This window comes from Parabacteroides sp. 52, assembly GCF_010500925.1.
Lineage (GTDB): Bacteria > Bacteroidota > Bacteroidia > Bacteroidales > Tannerellaceae > QVMG01.
Genome location: NZ_QVMG01000015.1, coordinates 31,937 through 55,379, shown reverse-complemented (window position 1 = coordinate 55,379; position 23,443 = coordinate 31,937). Strand labels below are relative to the sequence as shown.

General features: G+C 43.0%; 23 protein-coding genes. 6 read left to right on the top strand and 17 right to left on the bottom strand.

Annotated elements, in window-relative coordinates; all coding sequences use genetic code 11:
- Positions 1–244 precede the first annotated feature (244 nt).
- A complete protein-coding gene (locus D0T51_RS09410; protein ID WP_163728419.1) occupies positions 245–2,662 on the top strand; it encodes an outer membrane beta-barrel family protein in 2,418 nt (805 codons plus the stop codon).
- A 44-nt stretch (positions 2,663–2,706) separates the two neighbouring features.
- On the opposite strand, the gene atpG is transcribed toward D0T51_RS09410, so the two are convergent.
- The 10 genes from atpG to D0T51_RS09360 form a co-directional block, all read right to left on the bottom strand.
- On the bottom strand, positions 2,707–3,579 hold the full coding sequence (atpG, locus tag D0T51_RS09405; RefSeq protein WP_163728415.1) for an ATP synthase F1 subunit gamma: 873 nt from the start codon (positions 3,577–3,579) through the stop codon (positions 2,707–2,709).
- Positions 3,580–3,584: 5 nt separating this feature from the next.
- Complete coding sequence (gene atpA, locus D0T51_RS09400; RefSeq protein WP_163728413.1) at positions 3,585–5,171, bottom strand: F0F1 ATP synthase subunit alpha; 1,587 nt, start codon at positions 5,169–5,171, stop codon at positions 3,585–3,587.
- Positions 5,168–5,713 (bottom strand): F0F1 ATP synthase subunit delta, encoded by a 546-nt coding sequence (locus D0T51_RS09395; RefSeq protein ID WP_163728410.1) that lies wholly within the window; start codon positions 5,711–5,713, stop codon positions 5,168–5,170. The genes atpA and D0T51_RS09395 overlap by 4 nt, the downstream gene beginning before the upstream one ends.
- A 4-nt stretch (positions 5,714–5,717) precedes the next feature.
- Entirely contained in the window at positions 5,718–6,218 is a 501-nt protein-coding gene (atpF, locus tag D0T51_RS09390; protein WP_163728407.1) for a F0F1 ATP synthase subunit B, read from the bottom strand.
- Positions 6,219–6,230: 12 nt separating this feature from the next.
- Positions 6,231–6,479, bottom strand: a complete 249-nt coding sequence (gene atpE / locus D0T51_RS09385; protein WP_163728404.1) for an ATP synthase F0 subunit C — start codon at positions 6,477–6,479, stop codon at positions 6,231–6,233.
- A 49-nt stretch (positions 6,480–6,528) separates the two neighbouring features.
- Positions 6,529–7,584: a F0F1 ATP synthase subunit A gene (atpB, locus tag D0T51_RS09380; RefSeq protein ID WP_163728401.1), complete on the bottom strand. Its 1,056-nt coding sequence runs from the start codon at positions 7,582–7,584 to the stop codon at positions 6,529–6,531.
- Positions 7,568–8,002, bottom strand: coding sequence for a hypothetical protein (locus D0T51_RS09375; RefSeq protein WP_163728398.1), 435 nt, complete (start codon positions 8,000–8,002; stop codon positions 7,568–7,570). Before D0T51_RS09375 ends, atpB begins: the two co-directional genes overlap by 17 nt.
- Before the next feature lie 19 nt (positions 8,003–8,021).
- Positions 8,022–8,264 (bottom strand): F0F1 ATP synthase subunit epsilon, encoded by a 243-nt coding sequence (locus D0T51_RS09370; protein WP_163728395.1) that lies wholly within the window; start codon positions 8,262–8,264, stop codon positions 8,022–8,024.
- A 5-nt stretch (positions 8,265–8,269) separates the two neighbouring features.
- Positions 8,270–9,799 (bottom strand): F0F1 ATP synthase subunit beta, encoded by a 1,530-nt coding sequence (gene atpD / locus D0T51_RS09365; protein WP_163728393.1) that lies wholly within the window; start codon positions 9,797–9,799, stop codon positions 8,270–8,272.
- Between the two features lie 223 nt (positions 9,800–10,022).
- A complete protein-coding gene (locus tag D0T51_RS09360; protein WP_163728390.1) occupies positions 10,023–10,556 on the bottom strand; it encodes a methylated-DNA--[protein]-cysteine S-methyltransferase in 534 nt (177 codons plus the stop codon).
- A 428-nt stretch (positions 10,557–10,984) separates the two neighbouring features.
- On the opposite strand from D0T51_RS09360, the gene D0T51_RS09355 reads away from it, so the two are divergent.
- On the top strand, positions 10,985–11,488 hold the full coding sequence (locus D0T51_RS09355) for an RNA polymerase sigma factor (protein ID WP_163728387.1): 504 nt from the start codon (positions 10,985–10,987) through the stop codon (positions 11,486–11,488).
- A 149-nt stretch (positions 11,489–11,637) separates the two neighbouring features.
- Here D0T51_RS09355 and D0T51_RS09350 read toward each other — a convergent pair whose 3' ends face one another.
- The 6 genes from D0T51_RS09350 to D0T51_RS09325 form a co-directional block, all read right to left on the bottom strand.
- Positions 11,638–12,084 (bottom strand): cold-shock protein, encoded by a 447-nt coding sequence (locus tag D0T51_RS09350; RefSeq protein ID WP_163728384.1) that lies wholly within the window; start codon positions 12,082–12,084, stop codon positions 11,638–11,640.
- Positions 12,085–12,295: 211 nt separating this feature from the next.
- The gene (locus tag D0T51_RS09345; RefSeq protein ID WP_163728382.1) at positions 12,296–13,678 is read right to left on the bottom strand and encodes an ATP-binding cassette domain-containing protein; all 1,383 of its coding nucleotides are present in this window, start codon (positions 13,676–13,678) and stop codon (positions 12,296–12,298) included.
- The gene (locus D0T51_RS09340) at positions 13,675–14,577 is read right to left on the bottom strand and encodes an ABC transporter substrate-binding protein (protein WP_239056765.1); all 903 of its coding nucleotides are present in this window, start codon (positions 14,575–14,577) and stop codon (positions 13,675–13,677) included. The genes D0T51_RS09345 and D0T51_RS09340 overlap by 4 nt, the downstream gene beginning before the upstream one ends.
- A 457-nt stretch (positions 14,578–15,034) precedes the next feature.
- Positions 15,035–16,108, bottom strand: coding sequence for an endonuclease/exonuclease/phosphatase family protein (locus D0T51_RS09335; protein WP_163728380.1), 1,074 nt, complete (start codon positions 16,106–16,108; stop codon positions 15,035–15,037).
- 30 nt (positions 16,109–16,138) lie between these two features.
- Positions 16,139–17,656, bottom strand: coding sequence for a hypothetical protein (locus D0T51_RS09330; protein ID WP_163728377.1), 1,518 nt, complete (start codon positions 17,654–17,656; stop codon positions 16,139–16,141).
- Positions 17,657–17,742: 86 nt separating this feature from the next.
- A complete protein-coding gene (locus D0T51_RS09325; RefSeq protein WP_163728374.1) occupies positions 17,743–19,200 on the bottom strand; it encodes an aminoacyl-histidine dipeptidase in 1,458 nt (485 codons plus the stop codon).
- Between the two features lie 147 nt (positions 19,201–19,347).
- On the opposite strand from D0T51_RS09325, the gene D0T51_RS09320 reads away from it, so the two are divergent.
- Together D0T51_RS09320 and D0T51_RS09315 are read left to right on the top strand one after the other, a co-directional pair.
- Positions 19,348–19,563, top strand: a complete 216-nt coding sequence (locus D0T51_RS09320) for a hypothetical protein (protein ID WP_163728371.1) — start codon at positions 19,348–19,350, stop codon at positions 19,561–19,563.
- Positions 19,564–19,591: 28 nt separating this feature from the next.
- The gene (locus D0T51_RS09315; RefSeq protein ID WP_163728369.1) at positions 19,592–20,197 is read left to right on the top strand and encodes an OmpH family outer membrane protein; all 606 of its coding nucleotides are present in this window, start codon (positions 19,592–19,594) and stop codon (positions 20,195–20,197) included.
- A gap of 246 nt (positions 20,198–20,443) precedes the next feature.
- Here the strand turns inward: D0T51_RS09315 and D0T51_RS09310 are convergent, their stop codons facing one another.
- Positions 20,444–21,448, bottom strand: coding sequence for a class II fructose-bisphosphate aldolase (locus D0T51_RS09310; RefSeq protein WP_163728367.1), 1,005 nt, complete (start codon positions 21,446–21,448; stop codon positions 20,444–20,446).
- A 271-nt stretch (positions 21,449–21,719) separates the two neighbouring features.
- On the opposite strand from D0T51_RS09310, the gene D0T51_RS09305 reads away from it, so the two are divergent.
- Together D0T51_RS09305 and D0T51_RS09300 are read left to right on the top strand one after the other, a co-directional pair.
- Complete coding sequence (locus D0T51_RS09305) at positions 21,720–21,974, top strand: type B 50S ribosomal protein L31 (protein ID WP_163728364.1); 255 nt, start codon at positions 21,720–21,722, stop codon at positions 21,972–21,974.
- 297 nt (positions 21,975–22,271) lie between these two features.
- Positions 22,272–23,366 carry a phosphotransferase enzyme family protein gene (locus D0T51_RS09300; protein ID WP_163728362.1) on the top strand — a complete coding sequence of 365 codons (1,095 nt, stop codon included), beginning with the start codon at positions 22,272–22,274 and terminating at the stop codon, positions 23,364–23,366.
- Positions 23,367–23,443: the final 77 nt, after the last annotated feature.

Genomic DNA, 23,443 nt, shown 5'->3' with positions numbered 1-23,443 from the left:
ATTTATAAAGAATTCAAACTGCTCCACCACTGCAAGCAGTGGTCCCCCTCTTCTTATCCAAGAAGAGGAGCCAGGATAGTATCAGTCACTACCTTATTCTCCATTTTGCTTTACGCTTTGCGAAACGATTTTTGCTTCCATTTTCAGTTTTAAAAAATAGGATTCCTTAACAGTGTAATATGCTATCCGCTTTCAAGGAAACACTATCTTCGCGTCATTGTTAACAAATGACTTTTGTGGGGTAATGAAGAAGTGTTTTTATTTCATCTGTGTGTTTTTGTGTATGAGTGTTTCTTTATTAGCAATGGATCATCCTGGGATCAAAGGAAAAGTGATTGATGCTAATAATAATCAACCGATAGATTTTGCGGATGTTCTCCTTTTCATTCAAGGAAAGGAGCAACCGATTATGCATATACTGCCTGATACGGACGGGGTCTTTCGTTTTTCGAATATGAAAGAGGGAGCCTATTCTTTATTGATTCGCCTGGTAGGGTATGATGTGTATACGCGGCAGGATATTGTTTTGTCTCCTGCCTCTCCTTGTTTGGATTTGGGGATCGTTGCGATGCAACCTCTGGAAATCGGCCTGGCGGAAGTAGAGGTGGTAGCACAGAAGAAACAGATCATCTATAAACTGGATAAACGGGTGATAGAAGCATCCTCCAATATGTTGGCCAGTGGTGGTTCGGCTGTTGATATATTGGAAAATACACCTTCCATTCGGGTAGATGCAGAAGGCGAAGTCAGCTTCCGGGGAAGCAGTGGTTTTGCGGTTTACGTGGATGGCAAACCCAGTGTCTTTTCGGGTACTCAGGCTTTGGAACAAATACCGGCCGGACATATTGAAAATATAGAAATCATTACCACTCCCTCTGCCCGTCATGATACGGGAGGGGATGTCGGGATTATAAATATCATCACCAAAAAGCATTCCCAACGAGGCCTGAGCGGAATGGTGAATCTAACAGGCAGTACACTTCTTTCGCGGGGGGCTGATTTTCTGATAACTCAACAAAACGATGCTTCCCGGTGGTATGTCGGAGGGGTGTGGACGGACCGGCTTTTAAAGAGTGATTTTAATCAACAAAAAACAACTCTTTTGGGTGATACCACAACGATGTCCCATTCGGATGGACCGAGGAAGAGTAATAATTTCAATTATGCTCTCAAAGCCGGAGCGATGTATTCTTTGCCTAAAACGACATTGAACCTGGATCTTGAAGGCGGATATGGAGGAAGGGAACGAGAAGGCGACCTGGATTATCGGGAGGAGCGTTCGGCCGATAAAGGGATGTTTGAAGCCGGAGATTATTTGAGTCGTGACTATTACGACCTGCATGAAACTTATTTTCAGGGAAGTATCGGAGCCGATCATAAATTGAATGATAAAGGGCATCAGTTGACTGCCTCTTTCTATTTGAAATATGGAGGAGATGCCTTGGAGTATTTCCAAAGTGACCTGTTCGATAAAAACAATGAACGCCAACAGGGACACCGTGCCTATGAAGACGAACATCGTTGGACGGTACGTGGGAATGTGGACTATATCTTTCCGTACCGGGAAACGGGACGTCTGGAGTCTGGTTATCAATATTTCTCTTATCTGGAGGATGGGGATTACAGTATGGAATTCTGGAATCCGGAGAAGAAAGAATTTTACTGGCGGGATGATATCTATAATACCTTTTATTTTCAGCATGGCATAAACTCGGTCTATGCCCTTGTGTCGGATAGTTATAAATCGTTTCAGTATCAGGTAGGACTCCGGGGGGAGCATACACACCGGGTTTTACGCAGTTCCATAAAAGGAAAAAACCGGACATTTAATCATTTTGATCTTTTCCCATCTTTGCATCTGGGGTATAACTTCCCGAAGGAGCATCAACTGATGGCTTCTTATTCCCGGCGTATAACCCGGCCGCAGTTGTTTTATATGGAGCCTTATATTACCTATCGTGATTATTATTCTGCCGAGATCGGGAATCCCGATATACGTTCCGAGTATATAGATTCGTATGAGCTTAATTATAAGAAGAATATCCATGAACATACTTTGTCGGCTTCTGTTTTTCATCGGAGCCGTAAGGATAAGATCGAACGGTTGCGTGTCCCGTATGAAGCCGGAGTGACATTGGACTCTATGGCCAATGTAGGGAACGACTATTCGACCGGACTGGAGGTAAGTGCACAAATACAAGCCATGCGTCGGTGGCATGTGAATCTGAATGCCAGTCTGTATCATTATAAGGTGGTAAATAAACTCTCACGAAGTGATAAAAAGGAGACGAGTACGAATTACGAAGTGGCTTTAAACAATACGTTTGAAGCGGCGAAATATACCCGTATCCAATTCGATGGCAACTTTGTAGGGCCTTCAGTAACCACACAAGGGAAGACGGATGCTTTCTGGTATGTCAACCTGGCGGTTCGTCAGCAAATGCTCAACCGGAAATTATCCGCTACACTTTCTTTCCGGGATGTATTTAACTCTGCCCGTTATGTGAGTAACATAACGACTTCGGATTTACAATCGATTACCCGTATTCGACCGAAATATCCATCTATCACCTTGACACTGAGTTATACCTTTAATAATTATAAAATAAAAGGCAGTCAATCCAAGGTACAACATGATTTGTTTGAAGGAACGAATCATTAGAGGCAGATTCGGACAGGTCCATATGCGATTGAGAAATAAAGCTTTTAAGCAAATGAGCTGCCGATGATATCTAATAACTCCGAGGTGATATTTTGTTGCCTTAGTTTATTGTATGTCAGTTGTAGTCCGCCTAAAATCTCATCCGCATTTTCTGTTGCCAGCTGCATCGCCATGGTGCGTGCCGCGTGTTCGGAGGTCTGACTATCCATGATTGTTGTATACAGATTCGTTTTTAGAAGCATGGGGATCAATGTGTCCAATAAATCTTCTTTCGACGGTTCGAGGATGAAATCATCCTTCTCTTCCGTACTTTTAGCGACAAGGTCCTGGGAGAAAGAGTAGGGGAGCAGGGTGGTCTCTTTTATCTCTTGTATGGCCGTACTTTGGTAGTGATAATAAAGCATCTCTACTCTTTTTACTTTCCGCGAACGATAGAGCTCCATGAATAAGGAGGCTGTCTCTGCAATTTCTTCATACGATGTTCTACCGGCAAGTGCGTCCAGGTTTGTTCCGGGGTCGGTACCTATATTGAGTCCGGCATGTTCTATTGCCTCCCGTATTTTTTTACCAATAGGGAAAAAGATTAATTTGTCGTCCGGGTATAAAGCCGGAAGGCTCTGTAATTCTTTGATCATATTGGCATTAAAAGAACCACACATGCCAGAGTTGGATGCCATAAGAACCATGGCTATCGGGCCGGATGTGTTCTTTGTCGTATACGGTGTTTCGTAATCCATACAAAGACTCAACAGACCGGAAGCCAGCCGGTCTAATGATTCTTTATACATAATTGCATTTTCCAAAACGCTTTGCGCATGATGTAACTGGGCGGAAGAGACCATTTGTCTGGCCTGGGTTATCTTCTGGGTGCCGCCGACAGAGGCAATGCGATTTTTTACTTCTTTTAGTGAAGCCATGATCTTTATCCTTTAAATTCTTTACTCACAGAGGCTGCTACTTCTTTTAAGATCTTTTCTATGTCTTGATTGATGATACCCTTTTCTAAGGGAGTTAATACATCCTCTTTGTATTGAAGCCTGAGCTCTTCCAGATACTTTTTCTCGAACTCGCTCACATGCTCCAGTGGTATTCTCCTGAGCAGACCATGGGTGCCGCAGTACAGGATAGCGATTTGCTCCCCGGTGTTTAGCGGCTGGTATTGCGGTTGGATGAGTAATTCCGTATTTTTACGTCCTTTATCGATCACTTGTTCGGTGACCGCATCCATATCTCCCCCGAAGCGCGTGAAAGCTTCTAACTCGCGGTATTGAGCCTGTTCGATTTTCAATGTGCCTGCGACCTTTTTCATCGAAGAAACCTGGGCTTTACCTCCTACGCGGGATACCGATATACCTATATTAATAGCCGGTCTGTTACCTTGATTGAAGAGGTCGGTATCGAGGAATATCTGTCCGTCGGTAATAGAGATCACGTTTGTCGGAATATAAGCAGACACATCCCCCGCTTGTGTTTCAATGATCGGCAAAGCAGTTAATGAGCCACCTCCTTTCACCCGTCCTTTGAGAGTGTCGGGCAGGTCATTCATACGAGCGGCTATCTCATCCTGGTTGATGATTTTTGCCGCCCGCTCCAACAGGCGGGAGTGCAGATAAAAAATATCCCCCGGATAGGCTTCCCGGCCGGAAGGACGACGCAGGATCAGGGATACTTCCCGGTAGGCGACAGCCTGTTTGGATAAATCATCGTATACGATCAGTGCATGCCGGCCTGTGTCACGGAAGTATTCACCGATAGCAGCCCCGGCAAAAGGAGCAAAATACTGCATGGCTGCCGGATCGGAAGAGGTGGAAGTAACCACTATGGTATAATCCATCGCTCCTTTTTCGTGCAATGTGTTTACCAATGCGGCAACAGTAGAAGCCTTTTGTCCGATGGCAACATAGATACAATATACCGGTTTCCCTTCTTCGTAATTCTTGCGTTGGTTGATAATGGCATCAATGGCTATGGATGTTTTTCCTGTCTGGCGGTCTCCGATAATCAATTCGCGTTGACCACGTCCGATGGGTATCATGGCGTCAATCGCTTTAATACCTGTTTGTAAGGGCTCGTTTACCGGTTGGCGGAAGATGACTCCGGGAGCTTTTCTTTCCAAAGGCAGGGAAATGCGTTCCCCTGTGATCGGTTCCAATCCATCGATAGATTCTCCCAATGGATTGATCACCCGGCCTATCATGCCTTCACCTACGTGGATAGAAGCAATCTGCCCGGTACGTTTGACAGTATCCCCTTCATTGACCAATTCCGTAGAGCCTAATAGTACTGCGCCGACATTATCTTCTTCCAGGTTCATCACGATGGCTTTTATACCATTGTCGAACTCCAATAACTCGTTTGCTTCGGCATTTTTTAATCCGTATATACGGGCTACTCCGTCACTTACCTGAATAACTGTGCCCACTTCTTCCAGACTTTTATCCGGATCCATCTGATCCAGCATCTTATAGATAATATCTGAAGTCTCACTCACCTTTATATTCTCTGTCATAGCCTATTCAATTTTAAACCTTGTTTTATTTGTCTCAGCTGGGAGGTTATGCTGGCATCCCAGCGATAGGTGTCCCATCGCATAATATAGCCGCCGATAATTTGGGGATCTACTATATTCATAATGTCTACCGTTTCGGCAGTCAGCTGTTCCAGTCTGCCGACAATCTTTTCTTCCATCTTTTTATCAATCGGTACGGCGGTGGTGATAGCCACATGCAGGAGTTTCTTCTCTTGCCTGTAAATATCCTGATAACTCAAACATATCGTTTGCAGGAAGTCCTCTCGTTTTTGCTGGATGATAAGCCGGATGAAAGTCTGGAACTCTTCACTTATATTTCCTCCGGCGCTCAATACGATAAGTTCTTCTTTTTGCTTTCCAGGAAGGACGGGACTTGCTAACGTACGTTTCATGGCAGGATATTGCACATAACTCTTACTCAAGGCAAGGGTCTCGTCGTAAATACATTTCTCTTTTTGATGCGCTTGTGCATATTTATAAAGAGCGATTGCATATCTTCTGGAAATTGTACCTCTATCCATTTTTCTATGATTTATAGATTATCTCCTCTTGCAGAAGACGATCGATAAGCTCTTTCTGCTTTTTATCTCTTGTCAAATCTTCACTTACCACTTTTCCGGCAATTTTGACCGAGATATCCACTATCTGATCTCTCACTTCTACCAATGCTTTTCGCTTGGATTCTTCAATCTCTGCCATGGCTCTTTCCAGTCGCATACGGGCTTCCGTTTCGGCTGTCTGCAGGGCTTCACTCTCGATCCTTTTTTTGGTTTCTTGGGCTTCGTGCAGGATGGTTTTGCGTTCATCCTGCGCCTTTTCCAGGATCGCTTCAGCCTGCAAATGCAAAGCCGCCAACTTTTCTTCTGCCTCATGAGCCGATTGCAAAGAATCCTTGATGTAGGCATTTCTTTGATCAACAGCCTTTAGGATGACAGGAAAAGCAAACTTCGCCAGGATAAAGAAGACAATACCAAAGGATAAAGTCATCCAGAAAAGAAGCCCGCTGTCCGGAATTAATAACGACATAAAGCTTTTTTTTTAAATGGCAAGGAAACAAACAACAACAGCGAAAAGCGCTACCCCTTCTACCAAGGCGGCGGCGATAATCATATTCATACGGATATTGTTAGATACTTCCGGTTGACGGGCGATAGCTTCCATCGCTGCTGCTCCGATCTTACCAATACCTAAACCGGCACCAATAGCTGCCAGGCCGGCACCAATAGCTGCGCCTAAGGTTCCTAATTGCATTCCGGCTGTTGCCTGTAATAAGATTGCTAATAACATAACTCTAAAAATTTAATGTTTATAACTCTTGTTTAATAATTTCAATGGGTTAATGTGTTTCCTGTTTCACTTTCGATAAACCGATAAATACGGCCGAAAGAAGAGTAAACACATAGGCTTGTATATACGCTACCAATATTTCTACGAAGTTCATAAAGACACTGAACAATACGGCCAATATGGACATTCCCGTGTTTATTGCCGCCCCCATAGAGACGGTAATAAATATCAGGCAGATCAATCCCAGGATGACCGAATGCCCGGCCATGATATTGGCAAATAAACGGATCATCAAAGCAAAAGGTTTGGTAAATACACCGAATATTTCGATCACCGGCATTATCGGTGCAGGCAGTTTAAGCCAGACTGGCACCTCGGGCCAGAAGATCTCTTTCCAGTATTCTTTTGTGCCGGTCAGGTTTACCGCCAGGAACGTACAGAGAGCTAACACCAAAGTGATCGCTATATTACCTGTCACATTGGCTCCTCCGGGAAAGAACGGGATCAATCCCATAATGTTATTGATGAAAATGAAAAAGAATACCGTCAATAAGTAGGGAGTGAAGCGTTTATAATCCTCCCCAATACAGGGTTTAATCACCTCGTCCCGGATATTAATCATTAAGATTTCAACCGCCCCTTTCCAACCGGAGGGAGGGGTATGAGTGGATTTCTTATACCAGTTAACCAAAGGCAGAATGAGGCATAATAAGACAATACAATTGATCCATAGTGCCAGGGCGTTTTTAGTCAGGGATATATCCAGTGAAGGACGTACCTTATCCCCGGCAGGGTTTATCTCAACAACCTTTCCTTTGTATTCTCCTTCAGAGGCGATATGAAAACCTTCATATTCCGCTCCGTGTGCCAATCGGGCAGAAGAGAATATATGCCACCCCTTTTCTTTTCCTTTGACAATCACCGGTAGATGAATGACGAACTCTTTCTCTCCCCACTGGGTCATATGCCATTCGTAGGAATCTCCCAGGTGTTCAAAGACGATTTCTTTGACATCGACCTCCCCGGCAGCCACTCTGCCCGGTATCAAAAGGAAAACAAGAAGGAGTAGGAATAGGTTGTGTTTCAGTTTACTGCTTAGTTGCATCTTTTGTATTATTCCCGTTTTGGGTTATTTTTTTATTATACAAATAGTAAATATACATCTCAATAAGAGAATATATGAAGTAATTACACATCAAGGAGATGGAAAATTGCATTTTGATTTCCGGTTCATGTGTCACATACAAGATCAGGAAGATGATAGTAAAAACAAATTTGATCATTTTTACAGTCATAAAAACATTCATTAGTTTGTCCGGATGGGTTTTGCGATACCGGTCTAAGGTATACGTCAGGATCAGTCCCATTATCAGATAAAAGAATCCGATTGCCGGATATAATCCGAAATATTCTTTGGGAAGCAGAAATCCTAAAATGATTTCGCCCAGTATGCCTACAGCCGTATAGACGGTTACAACCAGAATAAAAAGTTTAATTTTCAATTTAATGTATGCTATTCCCATTTTTTCTTGTATTAGGAAATTATTGTTCCGTAAAAATCCAAATTTTGTTTTGTTTTATTTCTACAATACCTTCTTTCACCTCGATTTCCTGTTCAACAGCTTCCCCTTTCGCATTGTATCTGACAACCCCTTTTTTGATTGTAGAGACAATGGGTGCATGATTGGGAAAGACCGTAAAGACTCCTAAGCTTCCGGGAAAAGACGCTTTGTCCACTTGTCTATTACACACAATCCCCATAGGGGTTATAATGATTAACTCCATTTCTTTTATTGTTTGGCTTCCGCCTGTATTTGTTCTCCTTTACGAATCGCATCTTCTATGGTGCCGACATTGAGGAAAGCTTGCTCAGGCAAATAATCCACTTCTCCGTCAAGGATCATTTTGAACCCCCGGATAGTATCTTCAATATCGACAGCGACCCCTTCAACACCGGAAAATTGTTCGGCTACCTTGAAAGGCTGGGACAGGAATCGTTGTACACGCCGGGCTCGGTTTACCACCATTTTGTCTTCATCCGAAAGTTCTTCCATGCCCAGGATAGAAATGATGTCCTGTAACTCTTTATTGCGTTGCAGTATTTGTTTTACGCGTTGGGCTGTCTGGTAATGATCTTCCCCGACAATCAGCGGGTCAAGAATGCGGGAGGTCGATTCCAAAGGATCGACGGCCGGATAAATACCCAGTTCGGTGATCTTACGGCTGAGCACAGTGGTTGCATCCAGGTGGGTAAATGTAGTGGCAGGAGCAGGGTCTGTCAAGTCATCGGCCGGTACGTATACGGCCTGCACAGAGGTGATAGAACCGTATTTGGTGGAGGTGATACGTTCCTGCATGGCTCCCATTTCCGAAGCCAGTGTCGGTTGGTAACCCACAGCCGAAGGCATACGTCCCAATAAGGCGGAGACCTCTGAGCCTGCTTGGGTAAAACGGAAGATATTATCAATGAAGAAAAGAATATCTTTCGGTCCACCAGTCTCATCATTATCCCGGAATGATTCAGCAATGGTCAGACCGGATAAGGCAACGGAGGAACGGGCTCCCGGCGGTTCGTTCATTTGACCGAAAACCAGGGTGGCCTGAGATTTACTTACTTCTTCGTAATCGATCTTTGTCAGGTCCCAATTTCCTTCTTCCATGCTTTTTTTGAATGCATCACCGTAGCGGATCACCCCACTCTCGATCATCTCACGCAATAAATCATTGCCTTCCCGGGTACGTTCGCCTACACCGGCAAAAACCGAAAAACCGTTATTCTTTTTCGCGATATTGTTTATCAACTCCATGATGAGTACGGTCTTGCCCACACCGGCACCTCCAAACAAACCGATCTTTCCTCCTTTGCAATAAGGTTCCAATAAATCGATCACTTTGATACCTGTGAATAAGACCTCCTGAGTGGTGTTTAGGTCTTCAAATTTGGGCGGTTCCCGGTGAATCGGTGCCCCTTTTTCTTTATTCAACGGGCGCATACCATCAATGGGTGCCCCTACTACATTCATCAAACGTCCTTTGACCTGTTCGCCGAAAGGAACGGTGATGGGGGAGTGGGTAGGGAAAGCTTCCATTCCCCGTCTCAACCCGTCCGTCGTATCCATCGCGATGGTACGTACCGTATTTTCTCCGATATGCTGTTGCACTTCCAGGACCAGCACGTTTCCATCCGGCCCATAGATTTCTATGGCATCATGAATATGGGGAAGTTTAATTCTGTTTTCTTCATCCGCTTCAAACCGGACGTCAACAACAGGACCGATAACCTGTGTGACAAAGCCTTTTTTGCCAGTTTTCTTATCCATACCTATTTTACTACCTATTAAAGTTATGAGGCAAAGGTGAGCATAAAAAAGATCAAAAAATGGTCTGTTTAGGGTTTAAGATGTTCTAAATTCTATACTCAATCTATCCTCACCCGTTTGCCAGTATTCAAATTCTACCTATTTAATATAAGAACGACTTGTTTTTGGATATATTATTTTTTTCTTTCACATTATTATTACAACATGCGATTGGAGGAGTTGTTCAAAATATTCTTAATTGTCCGTCTAGAAATGTCCCCTCCAACTGAAGTAATTTGGTTTTGGCCTGAATGCCTCCGGCGTAACCGACTAATTGTTTGTTGCTCCCGATCACTCGGTGGCAAGGCACAATAAGGGAGATGCTGTTTGCCCCGTTGGCGGCAGCCACAGCGCGTACGGCCTTTGGATTATATAGGCGGTTGGACAATCCCTTATACGTCTCCAGTTTGCCATAGGGGATCTGAAGTAAGGTCTCCCATACCTTTTTCTGGAAATCACTTCCGACAAATAATAACGGAAGATCAAAAGAAGTACGTTTCTTGTCGAAATATTCGTTTAATTGAGAAATGGCTTTATCAGTTACCGGCGATTTTTCTTCTTTGTATTGTGCTTTTAATCCTTTTTGCAGACGGGCGTCTATCGCCAATCGGGCTTTTCTGTACCGCCAATCACAGAGGCACAAATGATGGTCGTAGGAACCAAGTATTAACTCACCGCAAGGGCTATGGTAATACTGTATTTTAATAATCTCTTCCATCTGTTTTTTGTCATATGTCGCAGGCAAAGGTAATAGGATTATAATAAGTTTGTTCAAATCTTTCGTTTTTTTTTCAGATTCATTTGGAAGACTTTTCTGCTTCGTTTCAGGGAGTGAAAAAGAGTTAATTTTTCTCTTCTTTGGGAATTTGTACTTGTTGGGATGCTTTGAAAAACATATTCTTTATTGATTTATCTGAAAAAAGTTGTATTTATTGTTCACTTGGTTGTGAAAAGTGAAATATTCAACTTGAAGAGGTTGTTAAAAGTGTTCATATTCTTGTTTTATTTAATTGTAAATGAAAAATATTGATTTTGTTTTGGAAATGTTTGCCGTCGAATTTATTAATGTGTTTTTTGATTATATATTTGTTTATCATTTAACGGTAACGGTAAAATAAAAAAACTAATAATAAAAATAAAAGAACTATGGAAGTACAAGTGTTTCAAAAGAATTTAATTAACCTGCAGGAAAATATGTTGAATTTTGCTTTGATGTTAACGGCTGATCGGGAAGATGCGCAGGATCTGTTGCAAGAAACAACCCTGAAGGTGTTGGACAATCAGGATAAGTTTGTAGACAATGTGAACTTTAAAGGATGGGTGTTTACTGTAATGCGTAATATTTTTATAAACAACTATCATAAGGTGGTTCGTGTACAGACTGTTGTTGACCGAAATGCCGACTTGTACAACCTGGATGTAATAAATGAATCGGGATTTGATTCTCCGGAAGCATCTTATAATCTCAAAGAGATGAATAATGCGATTGAAAACCTGAGTGATGAATTAAGAATTCCATTTTCTCTGTATCTAAGCGGATATAAATACAATGAGATAGCCGAACGCATGGAAATGCCTTTGGGTACGGTGAAGAGTCGCATCTTCTTTGCCCGTCAGGCGTTACAAAAAAAATTAAAAGAATTTTCTTAGTGGAAGAATAATTGGCAGAGGAAATTCTAGTGTTGATAGCTATCGTCAGTAGTAACGATAGCTATCATCAGTAGTAACGATAGCTGTCAACAGTACTGACGATAGCTATCAACACTAAAATAATCCCGGATTTTTTTATTTTATGTATATTATTTGACCTCCAGCTTTATATGAACGGCATTCATGCCTTTAGGTCCTCTTTCCAATTCAAAAAGAACAATGTCTTCTTCATCTATTTCTTCTTCTGTGCTACTCACATGAAAGAAATATTTTTCATTCGTTCCCAGGTCTTTTATAAAACCATACCCTTTGGAGGAGTTGAAGTGATCAACCTTTCCTCTGTGCACGAGTATTTCTTCGACTTCTTCTTTCTTAGGTGTTGAGATAGATATATCTTCCAGATTTACTTCTTCTTTTTTAGCTTCAGGTGGGGTACTTGTTATCACTCCATTTTCATCCACATACGCAATCATGTCTTCGAACGACTTTCCTTTGTTGTTGTTTTTTCTCTCTTCTTTTTTCTGTTGTTTTTCCAATCGTTTGGAAAGTCTTTTCTTTTCGTTGTCTCGTTTGTTGAATGATCCTGAATTTGCCATATGTGCATTTAATAGATTAATAATTACCGGTGTATAAGGACACCGACGCCAGCTATAGAAATAAAACAAGGAAGTTTAAAAAGTCTGTTTCTACCAAGAGAAAACCTGGGTATCTTGCCTGGAATGTAGCAGAAAAGATAGAGATCAGAATGAACTTGATTGTCTGTGTGTACAAAGATAGTCATTTATTTCCGGTAAATGAAGTCTTTATCTATAAATGACAGGGTGTTTTTAAATAAACGACTTCTTCTGCCAGAAGCATCAGCTCCTCTATCTGATGGGAGGAGAACAGGATGGTTTGTTTTTGGGTGGCCTGTCTTCTTTTTACACATTCGATGATTCGTTTGCCTAAATCACTGTCCAAGCCTTTGAACGGTTCGTCCATAAACAGGAAAGGGGAAGGATAGGCCAAAGCCCGTATCAAGGCTACCCGCTGCTGTTGGCCGTAACTTAACTCATCGGGATAACGTCCGGTCAGTTCCTCTATTTCAACTTCTTTGATCAGGGATTGTATGTATGAGTAGGCTTTTTCCCGGGTAAACAAACGACTGAGCGGAAGCATTATATTTTCTTCAACCGTTAGGTGTGAAAGCAATACAGGCTCTTGAAAGAGAGAAGCAATGCCTTTTCTTCGGTTTATCTTTATTTTCCCTTCTGTGGGGATCAAAGTGCCGTTTATCAGATTTATAAGTGTAGTCTTTCCTGTGCCGGACGGAGCGGAGAGACCATATACCTTTCCGGCTTGAAACGAGTAAGAGAAGTGGGAGACGCCATACCGGTAAGATACATCCGTTAACTGAATAGGCAATCCCAAGTATCCGTTTGGAGGCATTTTTTCTTTGTTTTTCGAGGCATAAGTTATTGGGATTTTCTGAGTCGCGAGTGCATGGATCCCTTTATCTGTCAGATAGCTGATCAGGATAGCTACCGCAGTCCAAGCCAATAATTCCGGGACGGCGATAAATGTTTGTGCCTTTTTCATCTCACTGCCTATACCCCAGGAGCCTTGTGAAAGCACCTCACCCATGATTATGGCACGCCATCCGAAGCCGGCAGCAGAGGCTAATCCGCTGTATAAAAAGGGTTTCAGTTGGGGATAGATGATTTGCGTGATTTTATTTCTTCTACCTAACCGAAACTGCTGGGAGAATATATACAATTCCGGACGCAAGGCACGCACGCCTTTTGTCAGATTTTCTGTCAACAGAGGAAACATGGTAAGAAAACCAATCAAGAGCGGGATGCTTTCCGGATGTAAAAAGAGTACAGCTAATAATATAAAAGAGATGACAGGCACGGAGCGCATAAGGCTCAATAAGGGACGAAAGAGTTCGTGAAGCCATGCGAACCGGGCAAAGAGGACCGCCAGGCAGGTGGCTGTAACCAGGGAGAGGAAGATGCCACAAAGGCCGCGCAAAAGGGTGAAACCTACCGACAGATAGAAGGAAGAGTGGGTGAGGAGTTCGATTAATGTTGTTATCAGTCGCGGCAAGGAAGGCATCCATTCCGGTTGGTTAACCCAGAGGGCTATCATTTGCCAGCCGATCAACAACAGGACTATGGAAGCGATGGTAATGATTCCTTTCTTTTTCATTCCGCGACGCTGTAAAAAGTGTGATCGGGTAATTCTCCCCCTACGGCCTGGGGAGCGTATGTGTAGATTAACTGCAGAAAAGAACGAATCTCTTTCTCTGCTTCATATACGGGCTTGTAGTGAATCTTGCATCGTTCGATCGTAGCCGCACTGAGTATGCCTTGAGGAAACACCTGCCGCGACTGCAAGAGACGAATCACCTCTGTGGGATATTCCTGTGCGTATTGGCAACAGCCTTGAAGTAGGCTGTCTATCTGTTTCCTGGCCGGTTGCAATGCCGGATGGAGTAAGATGGCTGTCTGAGGAAATCCCGGGGAAGAAACGTCCGGATGATTCAGGTCGGCCAGTAACTGTATCGTCTTGTCCCGGTTCAAGACGAGGCTGACAAAAGGTTCGCTTAGTACGGCAGCTTCAACTCTTCCGCTCAATAAACCCTGGGCTACTTCCGAGGCGGTATTTAAGGTATAATTCAATGTGTATTTCTTTTCTTTTGTGTCCAGGTAATACCGCGCCAATATATCCGGAGTGGTTCCGGCTCCGAACAAATGCACCTGTCGGGCATCCGGCTTTCCTACAAGATACAAGGTACCCCATACCGGACATCCGGCCAAGAGGTAGTTCACCCCTTTGGTGTGCAGGTTGGCAGCCGTGATCATAGGTAAAACGGCCATGTCCGTTGTCTCTTTTAGGATCGCTGCTTGCATTTGCAGGGGCGAATCGACTATGTCGAGAACAACCTTTTTCCCGTTTATAACCGGAGGATTCTCCATCCATGAAGCCAATGCAATGGCGGAAGGACCCCGTAAAACGGATACGTATAGACAGCCTTCCTTCTCCTTTTTAGTAGAATGACAGCCGGTCAACAGGCTAACGAATACGAATAACAGTATATACTTCATCTGAAACAATCTTATTGCAAAAGTAATAATATTTATTTCTTGCCTCTGCAACAGGACTCTTGCTATCAACCTGGTCCGGCAAATGTAATGAATTATAATTTATCGAGGATACACCCCCGCTTCATATCTTGCGTCAACAAAGCGTTAAAAAAAGGTACTTATGGAGGGTGTATTCTGTTGCTGATGGGCATCAGCAATATTGCCGATGCGCATCGGCAACATTGTCGAAGGGCTTCAGCAATATTGTCGATGCCCATCAGCAACAATAGAATGCCCTTAAAAAGGGCAAATAGATTCAAATGTCCACTTGGGATTCATCCGTACAAGTAAATCGTTATCACTTCCTGCCGCCGCTTTTCTGCTGGTACGTATACTCTTTGGGGAAGTAGTGTCATTTTTGAGAATGGCTAAGGCTGTTTTAGCTATCAATGAGAAATGCTGAGCTGCATTGTTTTTTTTACGGATAGGTGATATGCAGGTCGATGAGTAGCGGCAAATGGTCGCTGTATCCTTTTTCGTATTGGAAGCCATAAAAACTGCGGTGGGGGCGTAGGCCTCGTCCTGTTTTATCCTGGATAAGGAGAAAGGAGGGGGTGAATAGGCGGACGCTTTCGGGAAGGAGCTGTATGCGTCCGGTTTTGTTAATCAATTGACTACTGACGATTATTTGATCCAGTTGCGCCCATTCTCCCTGGTATTTATGGCTTCCCGGAAAGGGAAATCGTGCCGGGTCGGCAAATAGGTTATACAGGAGAAGGGGCGGAGCGGAAGGAGTACCAGGTAAAGGGGCAGGTGCGTATGGGGCGGGTGCGTCTGTCTGAAAAGGGAGTGCATGCAATATCTCGCGGATGCTTTTGTTTGCCGGTGTATCGTTGAAATCACCCATTAATAAGAGATAGGGGGATTCGCGTTGGCTGTGCACCGAATCGCAGAGGTGGCGCAAGAGGCGGGCCGCTTCGATCCGGTATATTTCTGTTTCTTTTTCTCCCCCGGAGCGGGAAGGAAAATGGCAAAGGAATACGTCGAGAATCTCTTTTTCATTCACCCTTCCCCATACATGCAGGATGTCACGGGTGGGTTTTTCTTGTTTTTGTGTGAAGTGAACAGGATAAGAGGTATGTCCTTGATAGGCAAATTTGTCTCGTTGATAGAGCAGGGCAATCTGAATACCTCGCGGATCGGATCCTTGGGTCATGCAATAGCGATAGTGTTGCTGGCGCAGAGGAGTCTGACGCAGAAGGTGGGTCATGACCGAATCGTTTTCCACTTCGCATAAGCCAACCAATGCCGGCGTATCCCATTCGCCGGCAGCCGTGATCACTTTGGCTATTTGTTGTAATTTGTGACGGTATCGTTTGTAGGTCCAACGGCGGTTGCCGGAGGGTGAAAACTCCTCGTCGTTCGTGGAGGGATTATCTGCCGGATCGAATACGTTCTCTGCATTGTACCACATCACCCGGAAGTTTATCTGGGCGTTTGCCGGGAAGTACCCGCCGCAAAGGAGAAATATAAAAATAAAAAATGATTTCATAGGAAGGTTGGTTGGAGGAGGAAGCGATTTTTATTCCTCCTTTTTTTCTTCAGGGACAAATTCGTAGGCTCCGATTGTTGGGCCATGAGGACTTGTCAGCCTGTTTACTCCATAGCGGTCTACCGGGTATAAAGCGGTAATGGCCGGATCGGCTTTACCTACCCCTGCGGTGGTGTCGTTTGCCAGGTGGAAGTCGTAAGCATATTTATTGTCTTTTCCTCCCAGAAGCCGGTAAGCCAGGTTCTTTTTGGTGAAGATGACTTCGTTGAAGTTCGTATTTCCGTCTTCTTTTACTGTTTTTATGACACAGTGGTTGAAGCGGTAGTCAAAGGTGGTACCTTCTTGTTCGTTTAACAGGATTTCACCTGTCAACGGTTTGATACCGGGGCTGTAATTCCCGTCGATAATGCAATTATCAAAGGTGGCAGTGAGCGGAGCTGTCTCTTTTCTTCCCGGTAAGATGTTGGATAATACCAATGTGTGCGATTTCTTTTGTGTATTTACTTCGTAGGGTATAGAATCTCTTCGGGGAGATAAAGTCATCTGATTGGTCAATGTGGAATGAATAAAACGGTATTCTCCGCCAATAAGTGCGGCTATGGCAACCGTAGCATTGGTCATTTCCGTGTTGATCACTTCGATATTACAATTGATAGCCGCCAATACAGTACCATCCATATTGCTTATCTGTGAGTTTGTTATTTTCAGTTTGGATACGGACGGGTCAGCCGCTTCGCAGGAAATACCTGTTTTCCCATTACGGATAATGACGTGATCCATTGTATTGTCGTAACTCTCCGGATGGAAAATAAATCCATTCCATTGAGCCGGTGAACGGTCGTAAGGCAGGGTCTCTTCCAGGATATAATCCAGGCGGTCACCCCGGAAGAGGATGGGGAATTCCTGACTCCCATGGGCTTGTATGCTGCCATGGACAACGATACTGGCTGTGTCATGCATATAGAATATGGCTCCCTCTTCAATCTCAACCTTGGCTCCTTCAGCAATATACAGACTGTCATAAATCAGATAAGGGCGGTCGGCCTTGAAAATAGAATCTTGGGTAATTAATAAACCGTTTTTATGCAGGTGTACGTCTTGTCCGTAAGCTTCGAGTAATACGCTTTGCCGGATTCCATGGACGGAAAAGAGGATGGAATCCTGTACTATCAGCGGTTGGTTACTGCCGTTGGGATCTACTTTGACTTCCACGAAAACGTACATGCTGTCTTTTCCTTCGATCCGTATATTGTCAAAAGAAGTGCCTTTGCGTCCGTCTACATTGATATAAAAACCGTTGTTGTTTTCTCCCGCCAGGCGAATATTCTCCATATTGAGAGGCTTGCTGTTGGTGTTGTATATCATGAATTGACGGGTAGCCGATCCGATTGTCGTGAAGACCGTATCGAAAGATAAGGTGTCCTTGGAAAAACTTAAGCGATGACCCGGGTTGGTCGAATAGTCATCGTCGAATCCATTGTCACAAGCCGGCAGCAATATGCTAGCCAGGAGGGGAATAAATAGAAATAATATCGTATATCTTTTCATTTCAGACTTTTATTAAATGAATGCCTAAAGCATAAAAAAAGAGGATGTTATGCAACATCCTCTCTTATAACGTTTATCTATTCGTTTTATTTTGCCGGCAGACTCTTTAATATTTCAAGTAAATGTTTCCACCACAAGTCTACGGTGTCGATTTTAATCTTTTCGCTGGGAGAGTGCACCTCGCGTAAGGTTGGGCCGAAAGAGATCATATCCAACTGAGGATATTTCTCAAGGAAAAGACCACATTCCAATCCGGCATGGATGGCCATGATTTTTGCTTTCTTGCCAAAGAGTTTGGAATAAGAGTCTTCAGCAACCTGAAGGATCTTGGAGTTGGGGTTGGGAGACCAGCCCGGATATCCATCTCCATGTGTAACTTTGGCGTTGGCCAGTAAGAAGGTGGAAGCCACTGTGTTGGCAATCGCTATTTTGCTAGACTCGATGGAGCTGCGTTGACTTGTACCTACCAGGATGGTGTTGTTTTCTTTCATCTTCACAGAGGCAAGGTTGGTGGATGTTTCTACCAGGCCTTCGATGTCATGACTCATTGCAATAACACCGTGTGGACAGGCATGAAGGCTGTACAATAGGTTCGTCGCTGTCTGGTTGTCGATACAGAAGGCCGGTTGATCGGTAGACTCCATGATTATCTGTACATTTGGATCGACATGTTTGAGTTCGTTCTCTATATCTGCCGTGAAATGATTCAATAATATACGCGCATTTTCTTTGTCACGGGGCAGGATGCCGATAACCGCATAGGCTTCGCGGGGAATGGCGTTATGCAGGTTGCCTCCATTGATCTCGCACAACAGGAATGGGTAATTTTTTTTCAATAGATAAAGATAACGAACCAATAGTTTGTTGGCATTACCCAGTCCTTTGTGAATTTCACCACCGGAGTGTCCACCGTTCAATCCTTTGATGGTGATACGTAAGTATTGATATTCCTTTGGAGCCTCTTCCGGAGTATAGGTAAACAATGCTTTGGTGTCTTTACCGCCGGCACATCCGATGAATATTTCACCTTCGTCCTCGCTGTCCAGGTTGAGCAGAATATCTCCTGTCATGAAACCTTCTTTTAAGGCCTGAGCCCCTGTCAGACCGGTCTCTTCATCAACCGTGAACAAACATTCAATCGGACCATGTTCGATATCATCGGAAGCCAGTATGGCTAATTCGGCAGCTACCCCGATGCCATTGTCAGCTCCCAGGGTGGTGCCGTTGGCATGTAACCATTCTCCATCGATCACTGTTTCAATAGGATCGGTATCGAAGTTGAATACTTTGTCGCTGTTCTTTTCACAGACCATGTCCATATGCGATTGCAGGATAACCGTTGGCCGGTTTTCCATTCCTGCAGTGGCCGGTTTAGACATAAGGATATTGCCGGCTTCATCCTTTTTAAGGGCTATATTATACTGTTTGGCAAATCCTTCCAGGTATGCAATAATTTGGCCTTCCTTTTTAGAGGGACGGGGCACTTGGGTCACTTCATGGAAGAACTTCCATACGATTTTTGGATTTAAGTCTGTAATCTTCATAATGTTATAATCTATTATAGATGTTATTATACTGTTCTTAATCTTTTTCAGAAAGATCTTGGCTACGAAAAAATATAGAATAAAATACCAAAAAGGTACTTTATAATCACTTAAACTCTTATATTTGCGTCCACAAATATAAAGAAAATGCTTACAACCCTCTTATTTACGGTTATAATTCTTGTTATTTGTGTTGTGTTGCTGGCTATTCAAGTGATTGTGAAAAAGGGAGGGAAATTTCCTAATACACATGTCGGAGGTAACAAAGCACTGCGTGAGAAAGGTATCTATTGCGCAAAGACACAACATCGCGAGGCGATGAAACAAAAAGGTCTCTTTGAGCGAATGAATGAAATAAATTAAAAAAGTATAAAGAACTAATTTACACAGTATGAAGAACATTAATTACGTTATTAATGGCGTATTAGCTGTCGCAATTATTATTTTGTTTGTTATGCAATTTTCAAACAAGAAGGAAACTACAGTAACAAAGGCCTTTGCACAAGGAGATGAAGCAACCGCTATTCTGCCGATTGCCTATGTAAATATAGATTCTCTTCTAATGAATTATAACTATGCAAAGGATTTGTATGAGATACAGATGAAGAGTCAGGAGAATGCTCGTTTGAATCTTTCTCAGAAAATGCGTGACTTGGAAAAGGATGCGGTTGAATTCCAACGTAAAGTTGATAATAATGCTTTCTTGTCAAGAGAAAGAGCTGAACAAGAACGTCAACGTCTGGTGAAGAAAAATGAAGATATTCAGGAATTGGATGCCAAACTGTCTCAGGAGTTGATGACCGAACAACAACAAATGAATGAAGTATTACGTGATACGGTTATCTCTCAATTGAAAGCCTTTAACGTGGACCGTGGTTATCAGATTATCCTGAGCAATACGGGAGGAGATAATGTATTATTGTCAAACGATGCATACAACATCACAGAAGAGTTGTTGGAAGTACTGAATAAGAACTATTCTCCGGCAAATAAATAAGAGCCGTTTATAAAGAAATATAAAAAGTGCCGGGAACCATCGAAATGGTTTCCGGCATTTTTTGTATATGAAAGGAGAGGAGATAAAATTGAAAATTGAAAATGGAGAATGGAGAATCACCTTCGCAGAGGAGGGTTGGAGGAATGATTCATTTGATGAGATAAAAAAAAGAGCTATAATCATTGGATTATAGCTCTTTGTATGTTTAGCGAATACTTGGGAAAGTATTCTTCAGAAGGGCAATATTTATTTACATTCGCCTTTACCGGCAGAACCCAAAACGTTTTCGATTTTGTGTTTGTACAGCTTCTTTGCATTTTCGCGAGCTGGACCTAAATATTTACGTGGGTCGAATTCGCCTGGTTTGGTAGCGAATGTTTCGCGGATAGCGGCTGTCATAGCCAAACGGCTGTCAGAGTCGATGTTGATTTTACAAACGGCTGAAGCAGCTGCTTTACGCAATTGTTCTTCCGGGATACCGATTGCATCTTTCAATGCACCACCGAATTTGTTGATTGTTTCCACTTCTTCCTGAGGAACAGAAGAGGCTCCGTGTAATACGATAGGGAATCCAGGGATTCTTTTTTCGATTTCTTCCAGGATGTCGAAACGCAATGGGGGAGGTACCAAATGACCGTTTGCGTCACGGGTACATTGTTCCGGTGTAAATTTGTTAGCTCCGTGAGATGTACCGATTGAGATAGCCAATGAGTCGCAACCCGTTTTGGTAACGAAGTCGACTACATCGTCCGGTTCGGTATATGTGTGGTGGTCAGAGCTTACTTCGTCTTCTACACCTGCTAATACACCTAATTCACCTTCTACAGTCACATCGTGTGCATGTGCATATTCCACTACTTTTTTGGTCAAAGCTACATTTTCATCATAAGATAAATGCGAACCATCAATCATGACAGAAGAGAAACCTGTATCGATACAGCTTTTGCATAATTCGAAAGAGTCACCATGATCTAAGTGAAGACAAATTTGTGGTTGGGCACAACCCAGTTCTTTGGCATAAGCAACGGCTCCTTCTGCCAGGTAACGAAGTAAAGTCTGGTTGGCATATTTACGTGCACCGCTTGATACTTGAAGGATTACCGGAGAGTTGGTTTCTACTGCAGCCTGAACAATCGCTTGCATTTGCTCCAGATTGTTGAAGTTGAACGCAGGGATTGCATATTTACCTGCCATAGCCTTCTTGAACATTTCTTTCGTGTTTACAAGGCCTAATTCTTTGTAACTTACCATTGTAGTATATGTATTACGTTAATGATTTAAAAACTTGGACAAAGATAATAAGAATCGCCATAAAACATGTCTTATAGCATAAAAAATAACCCTTAAAATACGCCAAAATCAGATATTGAGTAAAAAATAAATCGTTTTTCTTTGTTTGTTCAACACTTATCCATACCTTTGCCACCCAAATTTACCGGTTACCAGACTATTAAAGATACATTGATACTGTCAATGGACCTTTTTAAAGAAGAATAATAAATTAAAAACAGATAATAAAGCAATGAAAAAAGGTGTTCATCCTGAAAATTATCGTCCAGTAGCATTCAAAGATATGTCTAACGAGGACGTTTTCATTACGCGTTCAACGATCAACGCAAAGGAGTCTATCGATATTGACGGAGTAACATATCCGCTGGTAAAGATTGAAATCTCTAATACTTCTCACCCGTTCTATACCGGTAAATCTAAATTGGTGGATACGGCAGGACGTGTTGATAAGTTCATGAACCGCTACGGTAACCGTAACAAGAAATAAACAGGTTAATAACGAACCTGAAAGAGGCCCCGGTATAGAAATACCGGGGCTTTTTTTTGCCTATGAAAACGCCCGAGTGCGGGGAAATAAAAGTGTCGATAGTCGTCGACACTTGTGCTGATAATTGTCGACACTTGTGCTGACATATATCGGCAATTGTGCCGACGATTATCGGCAATTTATTTTTTCACGCATTTTGCCTTCTTTTCTTCTTAAATACTGTAAAAAGCATGATGCGCTCATTTTTTTTATCTAAGTTTGCAGCCAACTTTAGCACGCAAATAAAATAGAAATACCATGACAAAAACAAAAGAGCAATTGATGCACATTCTTGCCCAGTTCCCTCTGGAAGGTAAAGCGGTTTCGGCTGAACCGTTTGGTAACGGACATATCAACGATACATTGAAGGTCGTCACGGATGACGGAGAGACAAAGTATATTTTGCAGCGAATCAACCATCATATTTTCACGAATGTGGATATGTTGCAGAACAATATTCATGTAGTGACCACGCATATCCGCAAGAAACTGGAAGCGAAAGGCGAAAAAGATATCGATCGCAAAGTATTAACCTTTTTACCGACGAACGAAGGGAAACTGTATTATTTCGATGGCGACAGCTATTGGCGTGTTTGCCTCTTGATTTCCCGCAGTAAAAGTTACGAAGAGGTAACCCCCGAAAAATCCTATGAAGCCGGACTTGCTTTCGGTGATTTCCAGTCCATGTTGGCCGATATCCCGGAAGGAACCCTGGGAGAGACGATCCCCGACTTTCATAATATGGAATTCCGTCTGCAGCAATTTCACGAAGCCGTTCAAGCGGACCCTGTCGGACGCCTGGCTGAAGTAAAAGATTTAGTGGACGAGATAGAGAAACGGGCCAAAGCCATGTGTATCCAGGAAGATTTATACCGGGAGGGGAAATTGAAAAAACGCGTGAATCATTGCGATACAAAGGTAAATAATATCCTGTTTGATGAAGAAGGCAAGGTTCTTTGTGTCATCGATCTAGACACTGTAATGCCGGGTTTTGTACTTTCGGATATCGGTGATTTCATCCGTACGGGAGCCAATACAGGAGCGGAAGACGATAAGAACCTGGATAATGTAAATGTGAATCTGCCGATTTTCGAGGCTTATGCCCGGGGATATATGGAAAGAGCCCAATCGTTTCTGACTCCGTTGGAAATATCCATGTTGCCTTATGGTGGCCGTTTATTGACCTATATGCAAACCGTGCGTTTCTTTACGGATTATATCAATGGAGACACCTATTATAAGATTCATTATCCGGAGCATAACCTGGTGCGCACCAAAGCGCAGTTTAAATTATTGCAAAGCCTGGAAGAGAATGCAGAGAAGATGGATGGTTTCATGAAACAATGGTTATGATTTATTTATATAAGTTAAGCAAAGGAGGATGTGGTGAGGCCACATCCTCTTTTTTTTATGTGTACCTTTGTCGTTTA

What these genes read in the sequence shown, in the direction of transcription:
- D0T51_RS09315 (WP_163728369.1), top strand. Translation starts at nt 19,592, where the DNA reads ATGAAGAACATTAATTACGTTATTAATGGCGTATTAGCTGTCGCAATT.
- D0T51_RS09300 (WP_163728362.1), top strand. Translation starts at nt 22,272, where the DNA reads ATGACAAAAACAAAAGAGCAATTGATGCACATTCTTGCCCAGTTCCCT.
- D0T51_RS09320 (WP_163728371.1), top strand. Translation starts at nt 19,348, where the DNA reads ATGCTTACAACCCTCTTATTTACGGTTATAATTCTTGTTATTTGTGTT.
- D0T51_RS09305 (WP_163728364.1), top strand. Translation starts at nt 21,720, where the DNA reads ATGAAAAAAGGTGTTCATCCTGAAAATTATCGTCCAGTAGCATTCAAA.
- D0T51_RS09395 (WP_163728410.1), bottom strand. Translation starts at nt 5,713, where the DNA reads ATGGATAGAGGTACAATTTCCAGAAGATATGCAATCGCTCTTTATAAA.
- atpD (WP_163728393.1), bottom strand. Translation starts at nt 9,799, where the DNA reads ATGGATAAGAAAACTGGCAAAAAAGGCTTTGTCACACAGGTTATCGGT.
- atpE (WP_163728404.1), bottom strand. Translation starts at nt 6,479, where the DNA reads ATGTTATTAGCAATCTTATTACAGGCAACAGCCGGAATGCAATTAGGA.
- D0T51_RS09370 (WP_163728395.1), bottom strand. Translation starts at nt 8,264, where the DNA reads ATGGAGTTAATCATTATAACCCCTATGGGGATTGTGTGTAATAGACAA.
- D0T51_RS09340 (WP_239056765.1), bottom strand. Translation starts at nt 14,577, where the DNA reads ATGAAGTATATACTGTTATTCGTATTCGTTAGCCTGTTGACCGGCTGT.
- atpF (WP_163728407.1), bottom strand. Translation starts at nt 6,218, where the DNA reads ATGTCGTTATTAATTCCGGACAGCGGGCTTCTTTTCTGGATGACTTTA.
- D0T51_RS09375 (WP_163728398.1), bottom strand. Translation starts at nt 8,002, where the DNA reads ATGGGAATAGCATACATTAAATTGAAAATTAAACTTTTTATTCTGGTT.
- D0T51_RS09350 (WP_163728384.1), bottom strand. Translation starts at nt 12,084, where the DNA reads ATGGCAAATTCAGGATCATTCAACAAACGAGACAACGAAAAGAAAAGA.
- D0T51_RS09335 (WP_163728380.1), bottom strand. Translation starts at nt 16,108, where the DNA reads ATGAAATCATTTTTTATTTTTATATTTCTCCTTTGCGGCGGGTACTTC.
- D0T51_RS09355 (WP_163728387.1), top strand. Translation starts at nt 10,985, where the DNA reads ATGGAAGTACAAGTGTTTCAAAAGAATTTAATTAACCTGCAGGAAAAT.
- D0T51_RS09330 (WP_163728377.1), bottom strand. Translation starts at nt 17,656, where the DNA reads ATGAAAAGATATACGATATTATTTCTATTTATTCCCCTCCTGGCTAGC.
- D0T51_RS09325 (WP_163728374.1), bottom strand. Translation starts at nt 19,200, where the DNA reads ATGAAGATTACAGACTTAAATCCAAAAATCGTATGGAAGTTCTTCCAT.
- atpG (WP_163728415.1), bottom strand. Translation starts at nt 3,579, where the DNA reads ATGGCTTCACTAAAAGAAGTAAAAAATCGCATTGCCTCTGTCGGCGGC.
- D0T51_RS09410 (WP_163728419.1), top strand. Translation starts at nt 245, where the DNA reads ATGAAGAAGTGTTTTTATTTCATCTGTGTGTTTTTGTGTATGAGTGTT.
- atpB (WP_163728401.1), bottom strand. Translation starts at nt 7,584, where the DNA reads ATGCAACTAAGCAGTAAACTGAAACACAACCTATTCCTACTCCTTCTT.
- D0T51_RS09360 (WP_163728390.1), bottom strand. Translation starts at nt 10,556, where the DNA reads ATGGAAGAGATTATTAAAATACAGTATTACCATAGCCCTTGCGGTGAG.
- atpA (WP_163728413.1), bottom strand. Translation starts at nt 5,171, where the DNA reads ATGACAGAGAATATAAAGGTGAGTGAGACTTCAGATATTATCTATAAG.
- D0T51_RS09345 (WP_163728382.1), bottom strand. Translation starts at nt 13,678, where the DNA reads ATGAAAAAGAAAGGAATCATTACCATCGCTTCCATAGTCCTGTTGTTG.
- D0T51_RS09310 (WP_163728367.1), bottom strand. Translation starts at nt 21,448, where the DNA reads ATGGTAAGTTACAAAGAATTAGGCCTTGTAAACACGAAAGAAATGTTC.